Source organism: Sphingomonas sp. BAUL-RG-20F-R05-02 (assembly GCF_022662305.1).
Taxonomy (GTDB): Bacteria; Pseudomonadota; Alphaproteobacteria; order Sphingomonadales; family Sphingomonadaceae; genus Sphingomonas.
On sequence record NZ_JAKNQH010000003.1, the window covers coordinates 94125 to 111325 of the forward strand.

The following is a 17201-nucleotide window of genomic DNA, read 5'->3' on the forward strand; positions in this document are numbered from 1 at the left end:
TCCAGTCATGATGTGGTCCTACATCCTCAAGCTCGTCATCCTGTTGCCGCTGGTATGCGGCCTGATGGTCGGCTGCCTGTACCTGTGGCGCAAACTCGAATCGCGGATGCCGGGCCAACCCGCCAACCGGATGCTGGCGGTCAAGGAGACGATGATGATCTCCCCCACCGTCAAACTCGCCGTGCTGGAGTTCGAGGGCCGCAAGCTGCTCGTCTCGGTCAGCCGCGCGGGCGTCGCGCTGGTGGATCGCGGGGACGTGACCAAATGAGCGTGACGGTGACGCGCAAGGGCAAAGGACCGGCGCTGTTCAAGACGGCAACTCCGGCCCGCAAGGGCGGACTGCTCGCCAAGCTGCTGCTGGTCGTGCTCGGCATGGTGTTCACGCTGATCGTCGCGCATCCCGCCTTTGCGCAAACGCTGCCGGCGGTGACGCCGCCCGCCGTCCCCGGCGCGGGCGATGCGGTGGATCATGCGCTGAAGGACCTTGGCGGCGGCAACGCGCCGCTCGCGCTTTCCTTGCAGATCCTCATCATCATGGGGCTGCTGACGGTATTGCCCGGCATCCTGCTGATGATGACGAGCTTCACGCGCATCCTCATCGTGCTATCGATCCTGCGGCAGGCGCTTGGGCTGCAACAGACGCCGCCCAACCAGGTGCTGGTCGGCCTCGCCATGTTCCTGTCGTTCTTCGTGATGGCGCCGGTTATCAACGAGATGAACACCACCGCAATCCAGCCCTACGCCGCCAGCCAGATCAGCGCGACCGAGATGATCAAGCGCGCCGCCGTGCCGCTGCACAGCTTCATGGCGAAACAGACCCGCAAGAAGGACATCACCATGTTCGCGGGCATCGCCAAGAGCGGGCCGTACCAGAGCGCCAACGACATTCCCTTCTCGGTGCTGCTGCCGTCGTTCATCACCAGTGAACTCAAGACCGCGTTCCAGATCGGCTTCCTCGTGTTCCTGCCGTTCATCGTGATCGATCTCGTCGTCGCGACGGTGCTGATGGCGCTCGGCATGATGATGCTGTCGCCGACGATCATCTCGCTCCCCTTCAAGCTGCTGCTGTTCGTGCTGGTCGATGGCTGGGCGCTGACGATGGGTAGCCTCGCCAATTCGTTCGTGAGTTGAACCAATGGACGCTGATTACTTCCTCACCGTTGCGAACCAGATGATGTGGGTGATCGCGCTCGCCTCCGCGCCGATCCTGGTGCCGGCGCTGCTTGCCGGCCTTATCACCGGCATGGTTCAGGCTGCGACCTCGATCAACGAGGCGACGCTGTCGTTCGTGCCCAAGCTGATTGTAGTCGGCGTGGCGATCGCGATTTTCGGCGGGCTGATTCTTGGCCTCATCAGCGATTTCACGATCAGCATCTTCGAGCGGATCCCAGACCTCGTACGATGAGCCAGCTCGGGTTCGGCCTTTCGATCGAACCGCAGCTGTGGGCGCTGCTGTTCGTGATGATCCGCATTGGCGCGGCGTTCATCGCCGCGCCGGTGTTCAGCGCGGTGTCGATCCCGCTGATCGTGCGTGTGTCGCTGTCCGGCGCGATCGGCGTGCTGGTGCTCGCCGCGCACCCGGTGACGCCACCCGCCAACATCTTTTCGGCCGTAACCATTCTTGCCGTGCTGGCGGAGGCTTTGGTCGGCCTTGCGATCGGCTTCGTGTTGCAGATCGCGTTTGCCGCGCCGACTCTCGCCAGCGAGTTGATCGGCACGTCGATGGGAATCAGCTTCGCAAGTGCGATCGATCCGCAGAACGGCCATTCCACGCCCGCGCTCGGCCAGTTCTTCTCGATGATGCTGACGCTGTTGTTTCTGGCGATGAACGGCCACCTCGTGCTCGTCGAGTTGCTGGTGCGGAGTTATACGGTGCTGCCGCCCGGTCATGCGTGGCTGACGCCGGCGCAGCTTGAGAATATCGTGTTCTTCGGCGGCTATATCTTTGCGGCGGGGCTGTTGCTGGCGTTGCCGGTCGGCTTCCTGCTGTTCTGCCTCAACCTGATCGTCGGCATGGTGTCGCGCTCGGCCCCGGCGCTCAACCTGTTCGCGATCGGGCTGCCCGCCAGCCTGCTGGTCGGTGTCATCAGCCTCGCGATCGCGTTCCCGGCGATGGGCGACTACATGCAGGTCATCATCGACGAGGCACTCCGCGCGATGCAGACTCTGGTGCTCGGCTGATGGCGGAGGATGCCGGCGAACGGACAGAAGCACCAACCGCAAAGCGCAAGAAGGACGCGGTCGAAAAGGGCGACGTCCTCCGCTCGCGCGATTTGGCAACGGCGCTGGTGATCCTCGCCGGCTGCGGCTGGCTGATGCTGTTCGGCCCCTCGCTGGTGGGCGCGTGCAAGGGCGTGATGACCGCCAGCCTCGCCTTCGGCCGCGCCGATATCGACGATTTCGAACCGTGGCGGCCGCTCGAGGCGAGCGGCTGGCAGTTGGCACCCGCGCTGATCTCGCTGTTCGCGATGACGATCGTCGCGGCGGTGGCGAGTTCGGCGGGGTTGGGCTCGCTGCGCTTCAACGCCAGCCTGTTCGCGCCCAAGCCGTCACGGATGAACCCTGCCTCCGGCCTCGCGCGCATCCTCGGGCCAAAGGGGTGGATCGAACTCGGCAAGTCGCTGCTCAAGGTCGCGCTGCTCGGCGCGATCGGCGTATATATGCTGTGGTCGGTACGCTCGACCTCGATCGCCTTGGTGTCGTCCGATTTCGCCACCGCGATTGGCGCGCTCGGCGGCACGTTCATGGGCATCTTGTTCGCGATGGCGTTCGGACTGGTGCTGATCGCCGGCGTCGACGTGCCGATCCAGATCATCCAACTGCTCGGCAAGCTTCGCATGTCGAAGCAGGAGATCAAGGACGAGAACAAGGAAACCGAAGGCTCGCCCGAGGCCAAGCACGCTTTGCGCGCCCGCCAGCACCAGATGGCGACCCGCAGCATGCGCAAGGCGGTGAGCGAGGCGCATGTCGTGCTGACCAACCCGACGCATTTCGCGGTCGCCTTGCGCTACGACAGCGGCAAGGATCAGGTGCCGGTGGTGGTGGCGAAGGGGCGCGGCGTCACCGCGCTGGCGATCCGCGAACTGGCGGCGGAAGCGCGCGTGCCGGTGCTGGAATACCCCTCGGTCGCGCGCGCGGTCTACTACACCAGCCGCGAGGGGCAGGAGGTGCGCGACGATCTGTACCATGCGATCGCGACGATCCTGGCGTTCGTGTTCCGGCTCAACACGCAAGCCGGCGGCACCGCGCCCGCGCCGCATGTGCTGGTGCCGCCAAGCGCACGCTTCGACGAGAATGGCGTCAAGCAGGGGTGAGAACACCGCTAAGCTTTCGCTGCCGCCGGTCGTTCTACGATGGAGTACGGCACCGGGAGTAAAGCGTGACCACGACGACGAGCAGCACCAGCTCGACCAGTACGGCGAGCACGACGAACTCCACCAGTTCGACGTCGAGCAGTTTCAACGGTTCCTCGATCGTTCAGACGCTCGGCGGCGGGTCGGGAATCGATACCGGTGCGCTGGTCGACTCGCTGGTGCAGGCATCGTTCGCCGCCAAGAACGCCACGCTGAAGACCAAGGAAGACGCGCTCACCACGCAGATCTCCTCGATCGCGCAGTTGCAGAGCGACATGACCGGTTTCGCTTCGTCGCTGGATGCGCTGGTGAAGGGCGGTACGCTCGCCGCGCAGCCGACCAGCACCAACAGCAGCGTGCTCACCGCGACCGCGCTGTCGGGTGCGAAACTCGCTGACCTCTCGGCGACGGTCGAGGTCGACCGGCTCGCCACCGCACAATCCGCGATCAGCAACACCACGTTCGCCAGCCGCACCGCCACCGTCGGTACCGGCACGCTGACCATCACGCTTGGTACCGCCACCGTCGCGAATGGCGCGATGAGCGCGTTCACCGCCGGCAGCGCGGCCGCGATCAACGTCACGATCGACGACAGCAACAACACGCTCGACGGTATCGCCAAGGCGATCAACCTCGCCAAGACCGGCGTCACCGCCAGCGTCATCACCGATGTCGACGGGACCGCGCGGCTGAGCATCAAGGGCGCGACCGGCGCCGCAAGCGCCTTCACCGTGTCGGGGGATTCGCCCGCGCTCCAGCAGTTCAACGTCGGGGTCAATCCGAGCGGCACGACCATCAACAGCGCCGCCGGCAACGCCCAGCTGAAGCTCGACGGCGTGAGCGTCGAGCGTGCCAGCAACACCGTGTCGGACCTGATCGACGGCGTGCAGTTGAACCTCGCCTCCGCGTCGATCGGCAATCCGGTGACGCTCGGAGCCACGCAGCCGACCGCCGCGATCAAGCAGGCGATGAGCGATTTCGTCACCACCTACAACCAGATCCAGACCGAACTGAAGACGCAGCTCGACCCAATCACCGGGCCGCTCAAGAACGACACCGCCACCAACGCGCTGTGGCAGTCGCTGCGCGGGCTCACGCTGTTGCCGATGTTGCGGAACCAGCCGGCCGGCACGCCGACGACGCTCGCCGAGTTGGGGGTGGCCACCAATCGCGACGGTTCGCTGACGCTCGACACAACGCAACTTTCCAGCGCGATGACCAACTATCCCGATGCGGTCGAGGCGATGTTCTCGACCGGCGTGCTGTCGAGCGGCGACGGCCTCAACGCCGCGTTCCAGTCGATCACGCTCGCGGCGCAGAGCAGCACCTATGGTCTCGCCGCCAGCACCAAGACCTATACCGCCGCCAAGACGACGGTTACCACCGCCGAGACGCAGGCGACCAACGACGCGGCGACGATGAAGACACGGCTGACACAGCAGTTCGCCGCGATGGATTCGAAAGTTGCCGCGTACAAATCCACCCAGACCTTCCTCAGCGCGCAGATTGCGGCGTGGAATGCGCAGAGCAACGGATGATGTACGCGACGACGTTGGGGCGCGACCCGGAGGCGATGTACCGGCAGATCGACGTGGTCGGCCGCGCTGGCGGTGCCGACGGCCCGGCGCTGGTGCAGTTGCTTTATGAAGAACTGGTGCGCGCGCTGCGCAGCGTCGCGTGGGCAGTCGAGGCGCGCAACCTGGAGATGCGCAGCCGCAAGGTGACACAGGCCACCGCGATCCTGTTCGCGCTGGAGGCGGGGCTGGACTTCGATGCCGGTGGCGATGTCGCGAAGACACTGTCACGGGTGTATGCGGGTGCGCGGAAAACAATCATCGACGCCAGCATCGGCCTTGATCCCGCGCCGTTCCGAAGCGTGGCCGATACGATGGAAGACATTGCCGAGGCATGGCGATCGGTGCGCGCGCAGTAACGCACGCTAGCGCGTGACGATCACCGTCAGCCCGGGTTGTTCCTCGCCGGGCGGCGCATCCATTCGCGACGCATCGGCGCGGGCGCGGGCGAGAATGGCCTCGGGCGCGTCGCCGTCCGCCACCACCCGCTCCGCCTGCGCGAGCCAGCGCGCCTCGCGCAACGTTAGGTCGTCGGGATCATCCGAACGCAGCCGGATGTGCACGGTGCCGCCGCTGGCCTCTGCCGCCTGATCGAGCCAAGCGTCCACGCCGGCGTTCGCCGCCAACGGATCGAGCGCGCCACCTTCCGCAAACGCCGCACCCAGCGCCATGCGGCGCGCGCCGGCATCGGGGAAGCGAACGCGGATCGCGGCGCGGGCGGCGAACAGCGCCTCGGCAAGCCGCCCGAGCGTCGGCGGCAGCAGTGCCTCCAGCCGCTGGCGCAGCGCCGCGGCCAGCCCCGCCGAGACGCCGCCGGTGCCGATCGCGACGATCACCGGCGAGCGATCGACGATCGCAGGCAGCGTGAAATCGCACAACGCCGGCCGGTCGACCGCGTTGACGAGGATGCCTCGCGCCTTCAGCCGCGCGACCGTCGCGTGCGCCTCCGCATCATCCTCGATCGCTACGATGGCGAGGGCCGCCGTCCCGTCCTCGCCGACCAGTACCGCACCGGCGCGCTCCAGCAGGCGGCGCTTGGCCGCCGCAGGTTCGCCGCTCCCCACCAGCATCACCGCCCGACCGCGCGCCGCGACGAAGATCGGCAGGCTGGCGAGCGTCACGCGGTCAGCCACTCCGGCAGGCGTTCGGCGGCGAGGATCGTCTCGGGCTGGATACGGTCCGCCACCACCGCGTAACGATCGCCACTGACCAGCACCTCGGGCACCAACGCGCGGCTGTTGTACGTGCTCGCCATCGTCGCGCCATAGGCGCCGGCGGTGCGGAAGATCGCGAGATCGCCCGACTTCACCACGTCGATGTCGCGCGCCATCGCGAATGTGTCGCCGCTCTCGCACACCGGCCCGGCGATGTTGGCGGTCATGCGTTCGCCAGTCGGGCGTACCGCTTCGAAATCGTGCCACGCGTCGTACATCGCCGGGCGCGCGAGGTCGTTCATCGCGGCATCGACGATCACGTACGGATTGGTGACGCCGGGCTTGACCCAGATCACTCTGGTGAGCAGCACGCCCGAATTGCCCGCGATCACGCGGCCGGGTTCGAACATCAGCGTCACGTCCCAACCATCAGTGACGCGCGCGACCATCGCACCATACGCCTCGGGGCTGGGGAACACGTCGCCCGCCTTGTAGGGCACGCCGAGACCACCGCCGAGATCGACATGGGTGATCGTGTGCCCGGCGCCGCGCAGCTCCGCGACCAGCGCGCCGATGCGGCGATAGGCGGCCTCGAGCGGGGCGAGGTCGGACAACTGGCTGCCGATGTGGATCGCCACGCCGCGCAGGTTCAGGCCCGGCAGGCCGGCCAGCCGGTCGAAGATCGCGCGCGCCTCGCTGATCGGCACACCGAATTTGTTCTCCGCCTTGCCGGTCGAGATCTTGGCGTGCGTGCCGGCGTCGACATCCGGGTTCACACGCAGCACGGCTTGCGCAACCGTGCCACCGGCGGCGGCGATCTGCGCGAGCACGACGCCCTCCTCCTCAAGCTCCAGGTTGAACTGGCCAAGCCCGACATCGAGCGCCTTGGTCAGTTCGCCCACGGTCTTGCCGACGCCCGAGAACACGATGTCGGATGCCGGAATGCCCGCCGCGATCGCGCGCGCGAGTTCGCCGCCCGACACCACATCCGCACCGTAGCCGGCGTTGGCGAGCAACCGCAGCACGGCGAGGTTGGGATTGGCCTTGATCGCATAGGCGAGGTGCTTGCGCTTCACCCCCGCAAGGCCGGCGCGGAACACCTCGGCTTGGCGCGTGAAGGCGCTGGCGGAATAGACGTAGACGGGCGTGCCGACCTCCGCCGCGATGCGCTCCAGCGACACGCCTTCGCAGTGCAGGGCGCCATCGACCAGCGCGAAATGATCCATCGGGTTTGCCGTTCAGTTGTGGGGTGGAAGGTCGAACTCGTCGCCGCGTCGGGTATCCGATTTCTTGAGCAGTTCGTCGCTGCGTTCGGGGCGTTCCTGGCTCGACGGGGTGAGCAACTGTGTCGCGGTCGGCGTGGTGCGCGCGCCATAGGGGGTGACGAGCGGCTTTTGCGTGCTGGTCGGGCGCAGATCGTTGGCGGCGCCGCAGCCGCCGAGCATTATCAGCACCGCGAGAGGAACGAGCCGCTTCATGCCAGCGTCTCCCGCGCTGCCGCGATCGCCGCGCGGACACGGGCGGGGGCGGTGCCGCCGAAGCTGGTGCGGCTGGCGACCGAGGCATCCACCGACAGCACGCCGAATACGCGATCGTCGATGCGTGCATCGATCGCCTTGAGGTCGTCGAGCGGGATCGCGTCGAGCGCGATGCCGCGTTCCTCCGCCAGCTTTACCGCGCGGCCGGTGATGTGATGCGCCTCTCGGAACGGAATGCCGCCTTCGCGCACCAGCCAGTCGGCAAGGTCGGTCGCAGTCGAGAAGCCCGCTTCGGCAGCGGCGCGCATGCGGGGCGTGCGGAACGTCGCGCTCTCGACCATCCCGGTCATCGCCGCGATCGAAAGCCCGAGCAGATCATGCGCCTCGAACACCGGCGGCTTGTCGTCCTGCATGTCCTTTGAGTACGCCAGCGGCAGGCCCTTCATCGTCACCATCAGCGCGGTGAGGCAGCCGATGATCCGCCCGCTATGCCCGCGCACCAGTTCGGCGGCATCGGGGTTGCGCTTCTGCGGCATGATCGACGAGCCGGTCGACCATTGATCCGACAGCGACACGAAACCGAACGGCTGTGACGCCCACAGGATGAACTCCTCGGCCAGCCGCGACAGATGCAGCGACACCTGCGCGGCGGCGGTGAGATATTCGATCGCGAAGTCGCGGTCGGACACGGCATCGAGCGAATTGCGCGTCGGCCCGTCGAACCCCAGTGCGGCGGCAGTCATGTCGCGGTCGATCGGGAAGCCCGTTCCGGCCAGCGCCGCCGAGCCAAGCGGGCTGCGGTTGCCGCGCGCGCGTGCGTCCGCAAAGCGGCTGCGGTCGCGCGCGGTCATCTCGAAATACGCCATCAGGTGATGGCCGAGCGTGACCGGCTGCGCGCTTTGCAGATGGGTGAAGCCGGGCATCACGCTGTCGGCATGCTCCTCGGCACGGGTGAGCAGCGCCAACTGAAAGCCCTTCAGCGCGGCATCGGCCTGATCGATCGCATCGCGCACCCACAGCCGGAAATCGGTCGCGACCTGATCGTTGCGCGAGCGTGCGGTGTGCAGCCGCCCCGCGACCGGGCCGATCGCCTCGGCGAGCCGTGCCTCGCTCTGCATGTGAATGTCTTCGAGGACCATATCCTCGGCGACGCCGTTCGCTTCGTACTGCGCGGCGACGGTGTCGAGCCCGGCGGAAATCGCGGCGGCATCCTCCGCTGCGACGATACCGGTCTTGCCCAGCATCGCGACATGCGCGCGCGATCCGGCGAGGTCCTGACGCCACAAGCGCTTGTCGAACGGGATCGAGGCATTTATCTCGCGCATGACCGCCGCGGGCCCTTCCGCGAAACGGCCGCCCCACATCGCATTGGATGCGTCCTTCATGTCCTTACGCTCGACGATCGTGCTGCTCCCTGCCGTGGCGCTGCTAGGCTTGGCCGCTTGCGGCGATAAGCAAGACTCCACCCGGGGGCAAGCCGTCCCGAAGGCCGACCCCTCGGCGACCCCCGCCGCGCTGCCCGCCGCCGCGCAACCGGGAGCTGACGCCAATACGACGTCCGCGCCGAAGGAGGGTGAAAAGGTGCCGGTCGACACGATCGGCACGATCGACCGCAGCCACAAGGGCGAGGCCGCACCCACCGTCAGCTTCGTCGACGCGCACGACACACCGATGACGATCGCCGCGTTCAAGGGCAAGCCGGTGCTGGTGAACCTGTGGGCGACATGGTGCGGCCCGTGCGTCGCGGAGATGCCGACGCTCGACAAGGCGGCGGCGGGAATGCGCGTCGCCGCGATCAGCCAAGACAAGGACCGTGCGGCGGTCAGCGCGTTCTTCCTCAAGAACGGTTTCCGCCACCTCCAACCCTATCTCGATGCCAAGGTTGGCCTGAGCATCGCGTTCAACGCCAGCCTGCCGACCAGCATCCTGTACGATTCGACCGGCCACGAAGTGTGGCGCATGGTCGGCGGGATGGACTGGACAACGCCGAGCGCACAGGTACTGCTGGCCGAAGCCAAATAAGCGGGCCGCCCCGGCTCCGCGCCGGGGCGATCCCGTCCGATCAGTCGGCGAGTTTCACGATCGCGTCGACCTCGACCACCGCGCCGAGCGGCAGGACGGGCACGCCGACCGCGCTGCGGGCGTGCTTGCCGGCCTCTCCGAACAGCGCGACCATCAGCTCGGACGCGCCGTTGGCGACCTTGGGCTGATCGGTGAAGTCGGCCGCCGAATTGACGAACACGCCGAGCTTCACGATCCGCTCGACGCGGTGCAGACCGCCGAGCGCCGCCTTGATCTGCGCGACCACCATCAGCGCGCACTTCTGCGCGGCGTCTGCGCCATAGGCGGCGTCGCGATCCTCACCCAAGCGGCCGGTCATCAGCGCGCCGTTATCGAACGGCAGCTGGCCGGACACATGCAGCATGCCGCCCGCTTCGACCGTCGGGACATAAGCCGCGACCGGCGCGGCGGCGGCGGGCAGGGTGAGGTTCAGTTCGGCGAGCTTGCGGTCGATAACGTCGGTCATGGTCGGTCTCTCGTGGTGTCAGGGAGCGGGTGGGTCAGGAAGCGGGCAGGCCGGCGGCGAAGCGAGCGGCGATCCACGCCTGCGCCTCGCGCCAGTCATCGATGCGGGCGTTGGCGTGCGGCGCTGGCGGCACGTTGGGCGCGAGATCGGGTTCGGAGATCATGTGCAGCCGGTGGACGTGCGGCGCGTGGGCCGCGACCGATTGATGATGCACGGCGAGATCGTCGACGAACACCGCGACGTTCGCAACATATTCCGCCACCAGTCGACCGACCGGATCGCCCTTGCCACCCTGGTTGGTCACGACGCGGAGGTTGATGTCAAAACCGGCAAGTTGCTCGATCCGTGCCTCGCGGACATGATCCTGCAAGTTGGTGAGTACGACGATATCGGCTACCGCCCCGAGCGCGACGAGCGCCTCACGCGCATGCGGCACGAGCGTCTGCCGCTCCATTTCGGCCGGGAAGAAACCGCCGAGATAGCCCCACATCTCCTCGGTGCTGGGCCGTTCGCCATTGGCGCGTGTCATCGCGTTAAACATGTCCGGTCCGCTATAGTCGAACGTCACGTCATGCGATTCGCGCAGCCACGTGCCGAAATGCCGCACCATGTGCAGCAGCACTTCGTCGCAATCGGTGATGAGCAGCGGGCGGCTCATGCCTCGAACCACCCGCCTTCGAGTTCGGCATGCGCGGCGACAATCGCCTCGGGCTTTACGCCAAGGCCCTCGGCACAGGCGATCAGATCGGGTTCGTGTGCCTCAAGAAAGCCGAGCGCCGCCGCCAGCACGGCAGGTTCGCCGGCGCGCGCGCGTAGATCGGCCGGCATCAGGCCGGTGGTTTCGAGCAGCCGGAGCGCCCGGTCGGGTTCGGCGAGCGTCCACACCAGCGCTTGCAGCGCCAATTGGGTGGCGTCAGGGTTTGTATCGGGCGCGCGCATTCAGTAACCAGCGCTTTCAATTCGGTTGAGGTGGGCTGGGACGTGGCAAAAAGGGTGCTCGTTGTCGAGGACAACGAACTCAACCTCAAACTTTTCTGCGATCTGCTGCGCGCCCACGACTTCGTGACAGAGGGACTGCGCGACGGACGCGAGGCGGTGGCGTGCGCGCGTGCGTTCGCGCCAGACCTCATCATTACCGACATCCAATTGCCACATGTCAGCGGTTTCGAGATCATTACCCAGCTAAAGGCCGACGAGGCGCTGCGTGAAATCCCGATCATGGCAGTGACGGCCTATGCAGGCCGCGAGGACGAGGAGCGGATCCGCAGCGCTGGAGCGGACGCGTATATTTCCAAGCCAATCTCGCTGATGCGATTCGTGGCAGCGGTCAACGCGCTGATCGCACCCTAAGCGCACGAAGAAAGCCGCGGAGGCAACCCCGCGGCTCGCAATGTCAATCCTCAAGCGGCCATGCGACCGTCCGTCAGATCACTTGATCTTGGCTTCCTTGAACTCGACGTGCTTGCGCACGACCGGGTCATACTTCTTGAAGCTGAGCTTCTCGGTCTTGGTGCGCGGGTTCTTCTTCGTGACGTAGAAGAAGCCGGTGTCAGCCGAGCTGATGAGCTTGATCTTGACGGTGGTCGGCTTGGCCATGAGCCCTAATCCTGCAAATACGGTAAAACGATCAAAGGCGGCCGCATGGGCCGCCCCTCAGGCGAAGCCCGATGACGGAGCGTCGGCGAAATGTCAAGCGGATGCGGGTGCGTTAACGCCACCGATACCTTGCGCGGTGCAGCCAGGCGGCCATGACGACCCCGATAATCCGAGGCTGAACCGCGTATGGATGCGCTGATGGCGGCATTCGTCGCCGCGATCCTGATCGAGGCTGGCGACCGGACGCCGTGGCTCGCCGCGATCCTCGGCGACCGATTCGAACGGCGCGGCACGGTGATCGTCGCGAGCCTGGTCGCGCTGGCGATCGGCAACGGCATCGCAGGCTATGGCGGCGGCATCGTCGCCGCGCACCTGACGCCGAACGCGCGCGCGCTGCTGCTGGCAATGGCGCTGATCTCGGCAGGCGCGGGCGCGTTCGGGCGCCTCAAGCCCCCCGATCGGCTGGAGAAATGGCGAATCGGGGCGTTTGCCACCAGCCTGCTCGGCATGGGCATCCTCGCCTTCGGGGATCGCACCCAGTTCGCGACGCTTGCCTTCGCCGCGCGCAGCGATGCGCCGGTGCTGGCGGCGGTCGGCGCGACGCTCGGCGCCGGCCTGGTCAGCGCTGCTGCCGTGCTGGCGGGCGAGGCCGTGCGGGCGAGACTGCCGATTCGCGCCATCCGCTTTGGCACCGGTGTATTGCTTTGTGCGGTCGGCATTGTCTCCGGCCTGTCAGCGCTGCGATTGATCTGATCGCTCGATCACGGCGATCGCAAACTTGCGGCGATAGGAACGGAGCGTTTCGGTTATCGAACCGTTACCGCAACAATCATCACCTTACAGGAGCCGTCCGTGACCGACGAAGCGCTAAAAACCCCGACCGATATCAAGAGCAACGCCGCCAAGACGGTTGCGGAGGCCCTGAACGGCATCCTTGCCGACTCGTTCGCGCTGTACCTGAAGACCAAGAATTTCCACTGGCACGTGTCCGGTCCGCATTTCCGCGATTACCACCTGATGCTCGACGATCAGGCTGCGCAGATCATCGGCACGACCGACGCAATCGCGGAACGCGTGCGTAAGACCGGCAATACCACGCTGCGCTCGATCGGCGACATTTCGCGCCATCAGTCGATCCAGGACAACAACGAGGACTTCGTGCCGGCCGCACGGATGCTGATCGAATTGCGCGAGGATAACCTCAAGCTCGTCGAGAAGCTGCGTGAAGCCAAGGATATCGTCGACGAGGCCAAGGACAACGCGACCAGCGGCATCCTCGACGACTGGACCGATCAGGCCGAGGAGCGCGCCTGGTTCCTGTTCGAGGCCAGCCGCAACGCCTGACCCGCACCGGCGCGGTACCGCCCGACGGTTACCGCGCTGCTTTTGGTCCTAGCGTCAGCAGCCACAGATCGGGCGGCGCGCCGAGCCGGAACGGCACGCCGCTGATGCCGATGCCGGCGGTCACGATCACCGTGCGTGTTTTTTCGCGCACGATGCCGCACCGGTATCGTGGTGCGGACACCTCCGCGATCGGGCCGATCAGCGGCAGCACGATCTGCCCGCAATGCGTGTGCCCGGCGAGCAGCAGCGTCATGTCCGGTGCGAGGAAACGCGCCACGTCGGGCGAATGCGTCAGCAATACGCGCGCGCCGGGTGTCTTGCGCGTCAGGTTCGCCGCCGCCACCACCTTCGCGTGGCCAGTGACCGAATCATCGATCCCGCCGATCGACAACGGCCCGACCCGTGCCGCCTGATTGCTCAACACGCGGATGCCCGCCGCTTGTAGCTGGCGCCGCACCACCTCGGCGCCGGTGTGATAATCATGGTTGCCCAGTACCGCGATCACGCCGAGCGGGGCACGTAGCGCGCGCAGCGGCGCGATCATTGCCGGGCCGTGCAGGACGGCCCCATCCTCGCGGTCCCCAAAAATGAAGTCGCCCGCGATCAGGATCAGATCGGGTCGCAACGTATCGACCTGTGCGACGATGCGGCGCAGTCGTGCTGCGTCGCTCGCCGCCGAACCAAGATGAAGGTCGCTGAGCAGTGCAACGCGAATCGGCCGCTCGCCCGTTGGCCACAACGGCAGTGCGATCGTCGCGCGTCGCACCACCGGATCGCGGCGGGCTTCGGCAAAGGCGTAGGCCGCCACCGTCAACCCAACGGCGACAAGCAGCGACAGGGCGAAGAGCAGGCGGCGCATGCTGCACCTGCTAACAGGCGCAAAGCGCTGGCGGAACCCGCACGCCGCGCGCAGGGTTGATCCGCCATGCAAGCTTTCGCGCACCTCCTCGATTCGCTGATCTACACGCGGTCGCGCAACGCGAAGCTCAAGCTGATCGTGGATTATCTGCGCGCCACCCCGGATCCCGATCGGGGCTGGGCGATGGCGGTGCTGACCGGCGATCTCGACCTGCCTGCGATCAAGCCCGCGCTGATCCGCACTCTGGTCGAAGAACGTGTCGATCCGGTGCTGTTCGCGATGAGTCGCGACTATGTCGGCGATACTGCCGAAACCGTGTCGTTGCTGTGGCCTGACCCGCTCGTGCCGCCGCGCGACACCGGTGCGCTGTCACTCTCGGCGGTGGTGACGCGACTCGGGTCGTTGTCGCGCACTGACGCACCGGCGGCGCTCGCGGCGATGCTTGACCGGCTAAATGCGAACGAGCGATTCGCGTTGCTCAAGATGGCAATGGGGGCACTGCGGATCGGTGTTTCGGGACGGCTCGCCAAGACCGCGCTGGCGCAGGCGTTCGATCTCGAGATCGATACGATCGAGGAGCTGTGGCACGGGATCGATCCGCCTTACGCTACGCTGTTCGCGTGGGCGCAAGGCGAGGGTGCGCAGCCGACCGCTGCCGACACGCCGGTGTTTCGCCCGTTCATGCTCGCGCATCCGCTGGAGGACGGGCGCGTCGATCTCGCCGACTATGCCGCCGAGTGGAAGTGGGACGGCATTCGCGTTCAGATCGTCCATGTCGCGGGCGAAACACGGCTCTACAGCCGCGCAGGCGACGACATCACGCGCAGTTTCCCCGAGGTGACGCGCGCCTTCGTCGTGCCAGGCGTGCTCGACGGCGAGTTGATGGTGAAGGGCGATGCGCAGGGCCATGCCACTGAAGAGGGGGGCGCGGCCAGCTTCAACGCGCTGCAACAACGACTCGGGCGCAAGATCGTCTCGGCGAAAATGCTGGCCGAGTCGCCAGCGTTCGTGCGGCTGTACGATATTCTGTTCGACGGCACCGAGGATGTGCGCGACCGGCCGTGGACCGAGCGGCGTACGCGGCTGGAAGCGTTCGCGAAAACGCTGCCGGCGGAGAGTTTCGACGTCAGCACGGTGATCGCCGCGCCCGATTTCACCGCGCTGGAGGCGATCCGCGCCGGTGCGCGCGACGGCGCCATCGAGGGCGTCATGCTCAAGCGGCGCGATTCGGCCTACGTATCGGGGCGGCGAGTCGGCCTGTGGTACAAGTGGAAGCGCGACCCGCTCACCGCCGATTGCGTGATGATGTATGCGCAGCGCGGCAACGGGCGGCGATCGTCGTTCTACTCGGATTATACGTTTGGCTGCTGGACCGAAGACGGCGAACTGCTCCCGGTCGGCAAGGCTTATTCCGGCATCACCGATGACGAGATGAAGATGCTCGACCGTTTCGTGCGGGCGCATACCACCGCGCGGTTCGGCCCGGTCCGCGAAGTCGACAAGACGATGGTGCTGGAGATTGCGTTCGATTCGATCCACGAATCGAAGCGACACAAATCCGGCGTGGCGATGCGATTCCCCCGCATCGCCCGGATTCGCACCGACAAGCCGGCCGCAGAGGCGGACACCGTGGCGGGGTTGCGCAAGCTCATCACGTGAAGCCGGCTCGCGCCCATTGCGCCGGTGCCTAGGCGTAAGGGCGCCCGGCGCATCGTTCTTAGCCGTTCGTGGACCTGGGCGCGTGAGTTCCGCCGCTTAGGTTGATCCGCCTCAGCGGGTCCAGCTCGCCAGCCAGTCGGCGAGGCCTTGCGGATTCATCGAGCGCGCGTCGGCGAGCGCGGCGGTGCGGCCGGCATTGCGCAGCTTATCGGTCTTCGGGTCCACCACCAGCAGGCTCGGCACGCCCTTCAAACGATCGGTGATGCCGTAATGCGCCGGGATATCGAGGTTCTTGTCAAAGCGGCCGACATCGACCGTGACGATCTCATAATGCCGCGCGAGCCACGTCTTGAGCGTCGGTACGTCCATCGTGCCGGCGAGGATGCGGCAGTCAAGGCACCAGTTGCCGCCGAGATCGATGATGAGCAGCTTGTGCCCCGCCTTCGCGCGCGCCTTCGCGGCGGCGACGGCCGCCCTGGCATTGGCCTGTTCGTCATATGGCAGCGGCAGCGGCTTGGCGAGCTGTTCGAAGCTGGTGATCGGCATGTGCGGCGCGGGTGCCGCGAAGGCAGGGGCGGCGAACAACAAGGCGGCAGTTGCAACAGCGCGGCGGATCATGATGAGCTCCCGAAATATCCTAGCATCGATATCGGGATTGCTTGCGCCCAAGCCAACATACAAAAACCCGGCGCGCCCTAAAGCACGCCGGGTCTTGATTTTTTCGACTGACCGAAAAGGTCAGGCGATCGAGGTGAGGTTCACCGCTGCATATTTGCCGCGACGATCGACCTCGAGCTCAAACTCGAGCCGGTCGCCCTCGTTAAGGGTCGACATGCCGCCACGCTCGACAGCCGAGATGTGCACGAACGCGTCGGGCTGGCCATCGTCGCGCTGAATGAAGCCGAAGCCCTTCATCGCATTGAAGAACTTGACCGTACCGGTCGACTTCTCGCCGGTCAGCTGACGCTGCGGGCCACCGGCACCGGCTGCGCCGCGCGGGCCACCCGGAGCCGCATCACGCTCACGCGGCGGGCCGCGGTCGGTGACGGGGAGCGGTTCGCCCTCGATCTTGAGATCGGTTGCCGAAATGCGGCCGCCACGATCCACAAGCGTGAAGCCGAGCTGCTGGCCTTCGGCCAGACCGGTCAGGCCGGCCTGCTCGACTGCCGAAATATGCACGAACACATCCTCGCCGCCGTCATCGCGAACGACGAAGCCGAAGCCCTTCTGACCGTTGAAGAACTTTACGGTGCCGGTGCCTTCGCCAACAACCTGGGGAGGCATGCCGCGACCACCGCCGCCGCCGCCACCGAAGCCGCCACCACCGCCGCCGCCGAAGCCGCCACCGCCGCTGCGGAAGCCACCGCCGCCGCCACCGCCAAAGCGATCACCACCGCCGCCGAAGCGATCGCCGCCGCCGCCGAACCGGTCACCGCCGCCGAAGCTGCTGCCGCCGCCGAACTCGTCGCCGCCGAAACCATCGCGCTTGTCGCGTCCGCGCCCACCGCGCTCTCCGCGGCGTCCTTTATCGAAACTCATGCCCTGTTCGTCTTCCCGGCTCGTCCAAATCACCATCCAAGAAACATGCGCCGGACGAAAACGCAGGTCTTTGGGCACCAAACCAATCGCGCCACGAGCCTACCTAACCTAAAATCGC

Annotated in this window: 23 protein-coding genes; 12 read left to right on the forward strand and 11 right to left on the reverse strand. The window is 66.5% G+C overall.

Features of this window, described 5'->3' with window-relative positions:
- Positions 1-7: 7 nt before the first annotated feature.
- The 7 genes from L8F97_RS08475 to L8F97_RS08505 all read left to right on the forward strand — a co-directional run bounded on the left by L8F97_RS08475 (position 8) and on the right by L8F97_RS08505 (position 5286).
- On the forward strand, positions 8-268 hold the full coding sequence (locus L8F97_RS08475) for a flagellar biogenesis protein (RefSeq protein WP_242148496.1): 261 nt from the start codon (positions 8-10) through the stop codon (positions 266-268).
- A complete protein-coding gene (gene fliP / locus L8F97_RS08480) occupies positions 265-1131 on the forward strand; it encodes a flagellar type III secretion system pore protein FliP (protein WP_242148498.1) in 867 nt (288 codons plus the stop codon). Before L8F97_RS08475 ends, fliP begins: the two co-directional genes overlap by 4 nt.
- A gap of 4 nt (positions 1132-1135) precedes the next feature.
- A complete protein-coding gene (fliQ, locus tag L8F97_RS08485) occupies positions 1136-1405 on the forward strand; it encodes a flagellar biosynthesis protein FliQ (RefSeq protein WP_242148499.1) in 270 nt (89 codons plus the stop codon).
- The gene (fliR, locus tag L8F97_RS08490) at positions 1402-2181 is read left to right on the forward strand and encodes a flagellar biosynthetic protein FliR (RefSeq protein ID WP_242148501.1); all 780 of its coding nucleotides are present in this window, start codon (positions 1402-1404) and stop codon (positions 2179-2181) included. Before fliQ ends, fliR begins: the two co-directional genes overlap by 4 nt.
- Positions 2181-3314 carry a flagellar type III secretion system protein FlhB gene (gene flhB / locus L8F97_RS08495; RefSeq protein WP_242148505.1) on the forward strand — a complete coding sequence of 378 codons (1134 nt, stop codon included), beginning with the start codon at positions 2181-2183 and terminating at the stop codon, positions 3312-3314. Before fliR ends, flhB begins: the two co-directional genes overlap by 1 nt.
- A gap of 65 nt (positions 3315-3379) precedes the next feature.
- The gene (fliD, locus tag L8F97_RS08500; RefSeq protein WP_242148507.1) at positions 3380-4891 is read left to right on the forward strand and encodes a flagellar filament capping protein FliD; all 1512 of its coding nucleotides are present in this window, start codon (positions 3380-3382) and stop codon (positions 4889-4891) included.
- Positions 4888-5286: a flagellar protein FliS gene (locus L8F97_RS08505; protein WP_242148509.1), complete on the forward strand. Its 399-nt coding sequence runs from the start codon at positions 4888-4890 to the stop codon at positions 5284-5286. The genes fliD and L8F97_RS08505 overlap by 4 nt, the downstream gene beginning before the upstream one ends.
- A gap of 6 nt (positions 5287-5292) precedes the next feature.
- Here L8F97_RS08505 and L8F97_RS08510 read toward each other — a convergent pair whose 3' ends face one another.
- The 4 genes from L8F97_RS08510 to argH are packed head-to-tail and all read right to left on the reverse strand — an operon-like array spanning position 5293 to position 8944.
- The gene (locus L8F97_RS08510) at positions 5293-6048 is read right to left on the reverse strand and encodes a bifunctional precorrin-2 dehydrogenase/sirohydrochlorin ferrochelatase (protein ID WP_242149063.1); all 756 of its coding nucleotides are present in this window, start codon (positions 6046-6048) and stop codon (positions 5293-5295) included.
- On the reverse strand, positions 6045-7307 hold the full coding sequence (gene lysA, locus L8F97_RS08515) for a diaminopimelate decarboxylase (protein WP_242148510.1): 1263 nt from the start codon (positions 7305-7307) through the stop codon (positions 6045-6047). The genes L8F97_RS08510 and lysA overlap by 4 nt, the downstream gene beginning before the upstream one ends.
- A 12-nt stretch (positions 7308-7319) precedes the next feature.
- Positions 7320-7559 carry a hypothetical protein gene (locus tag L8F97_RS08520; protein ID WP_242148512.1) on the reverse strand — a complete coding sequence of 80 codons (240 nt, stop codon included), beginning with the start codon at positions 7557-7559 and terminating at the stop codon, positions 7320-7322.
- The gene (gene argH / locus L8F97_RS08525; RefSeq protein ID WP_242148514.1) at positions 7556-8944 is read right to left on the reverse strand and encodes an argininosuccinate lyase; all 1389 of its coding nucleotides are present in this window, start codon (positions 8942-8944) and stop codon (positions 7556-7558) included. Before argH ends, L8F97_RS08520 begins: the two co-directional genes overlap by 4 nt.
- Between argH and L8F97_RS08530 the strand changes: the two genes are divergently transcribed.
- Positions 8943-9581: a TlpA family protein disulfide reductase gene (locus tag L8F97_RS08530; protein ID WP_242148516.1), complete on the forward strand. Its 639-nt coding sequence runs from the start codon at positions 8943-8945 to the stop codon at positions 9579-9581. The genes argH and L8F97_RS08530 overlap by 2 nt on opposite strands.
- 40 nt (positions 9582-9621) lie before the next feature.
- Here L8F97_RS08530 and L8F97_RS08535 read toward each other — a convergent pair whose 3' ends face one another.
- From L8F97_RS08535 to L8F97_RS08545, 3 genes are read right to left on the reverse strand one after another with little or no spacing between them, the layout of a single operon-like run.
- Positions 9622-10086: a RidA family protein gene (locus L8F97_RS08535; RefSeq protein WP_242148518.1), complete on the reverse strand. Its 465-nt coding sequence runs from the start codon at positions 10084-10086 to the stop codon at positions 9622-9624.
- A 34-nt stretch (positions 10087-10120) separates the two neighbouring features.
- Positions 10121-10744: an HAD family hydrolase gene (locus tag L8F97_RS08540; protein ID WP_242148520.1), complete on the reverse strand. Its 624-nt coding sequence runs from the start codon at positions 10742-10744 to the stop codon at positions 10121-10123.
- Positions 10741-11025 carry a DUF3572 domain-containing protein gene (locus tag L8F97_RS08545; RefSeq protein ID WP_242148521.1) on the reverse strand — a complete coding sequence of 95 codons (285 nt, stop codon included), beginning with the start codon at positions 11023-11025 and terminating at the stop codon, positions 10741-10743. The genes L8F97_RS08540 and L8F97_RS08545 overlap by 4 nt, the downstream gene beginning before the upstream one ends.
- A 42-nt stretch (positions 11026-11067) precedes the next feature.
- On the opposite strand from L8F97_RS08545, the gene L8F97_RS08550 reads away from it, so the two are divergent.
- On the forward strand, positions 11068-11436 hold the full coding sequence (locus L8F97_RS08550; RefSeq protein ID WP_242149065.1) for a response regulator: 369 nt from the start codon (positions 11068-11070) through the stop codon (positions 11434-11436).
- A gap of 78 nt (positions 11437-11514) precedes the next feature.
- On the opposite strand, the gene rpmG is transcribed toward L8F97_RS08550, so the two are convergent.
- Entirely contained in the window at positions 11515-11682 is a 168-nt protein-coding gene (rpmG, locus tag L8F97_RS08555) for a 50S ribosomal protein L33 (RefSeq protein WP_069203621.1), read from the reverse strand.
- Between the two features lie 198 nt (positions 11683-11880).
- Here rpmG and L8F97_RS08560 point away from each other — a divergent pair, with 198 nt between their 5' ends.
- Both L8F97_RS08560 and L8F97_RS08565 read left to right on the forward strand, forming a co-directional pair.
- Positions 11881-12435: a TMEM165/GDT1 family protein gene (locus tag L8F97_RS08560; RefSeq protein ID WP_242148523.1), complete on the forward strand. Its 555-nt coding sequence runs from the start codon at positions 11881-11883 to the stop codon at positions 12433-12435.
- 99 nt (positions 12436-12534) lie between these two features.
- Positions 12535-13026, forward strand: coding sequence for a Dps family protein (locus L8F97_RS08565; protein WP_242148525.1), 492 nt, complete (start codon positions 12535-12537; stop codon positions 13024-13026).
- 28 nt (positions 13027-13054) lie between these two features.
- On the opposite strand, the gene L8F97_RS08570 is transcribed toward L8F97_RS08565, so the two are convergent.
- Positions 13055-13885, reverse strand: a complete 831-nt coding sequence (locus tag L8F97_RS08570) for a metallophosphoesterase (protein WP_242148527.1) — start codon at positions 13883-13885, stop codon at positions 13055-13057.
- Between the two features lie 66 nt (positions 13886-13951).
- Here L8F97_RS08570 and L8F97_RS08575 point away from each other — a divergent pair, with 66 nt between their 5' ends.
- A complete protein-coding gene (locus L8F97_RS08575) occupies positions 13952-15544 on the forward strand; it encodes a cisplatin damage response ATP-dependent DNA ligase (protein ID WP_242148529.1) in 1593 nt (530 codons plus the stop codon).
- A gap of 111 nt (positions 15545-15655) precedes the next feature.
- On the opposite strand, the gene L8F97_RS08580 is transcribed toward L8F97_RS08575, so the two are convergent.
- Positions 15656-16162, reverse strand: a complete 507-nt coding sequence (locus L8F97_RS08580; protein ID WP_277924846.1) for a thioredoxin family protein — start codon at positions 16160-16162, stop codon at positions 15656-15658.
- A gap of 120 nt (positions 16163-16282) precedes the next feature.
- On the reverse strand, positions 16283-17083 hold the full coding sequence (locus tag L8F97_RS22585) for a cold-shock protein (RefSeq protein WP_277924847.1): 801 nt from the start codon (positions 17081-17083) through the stop codon (positions 16283-16285).
- Positions 17084-17201: the final 118 nt, after the last annotated feature.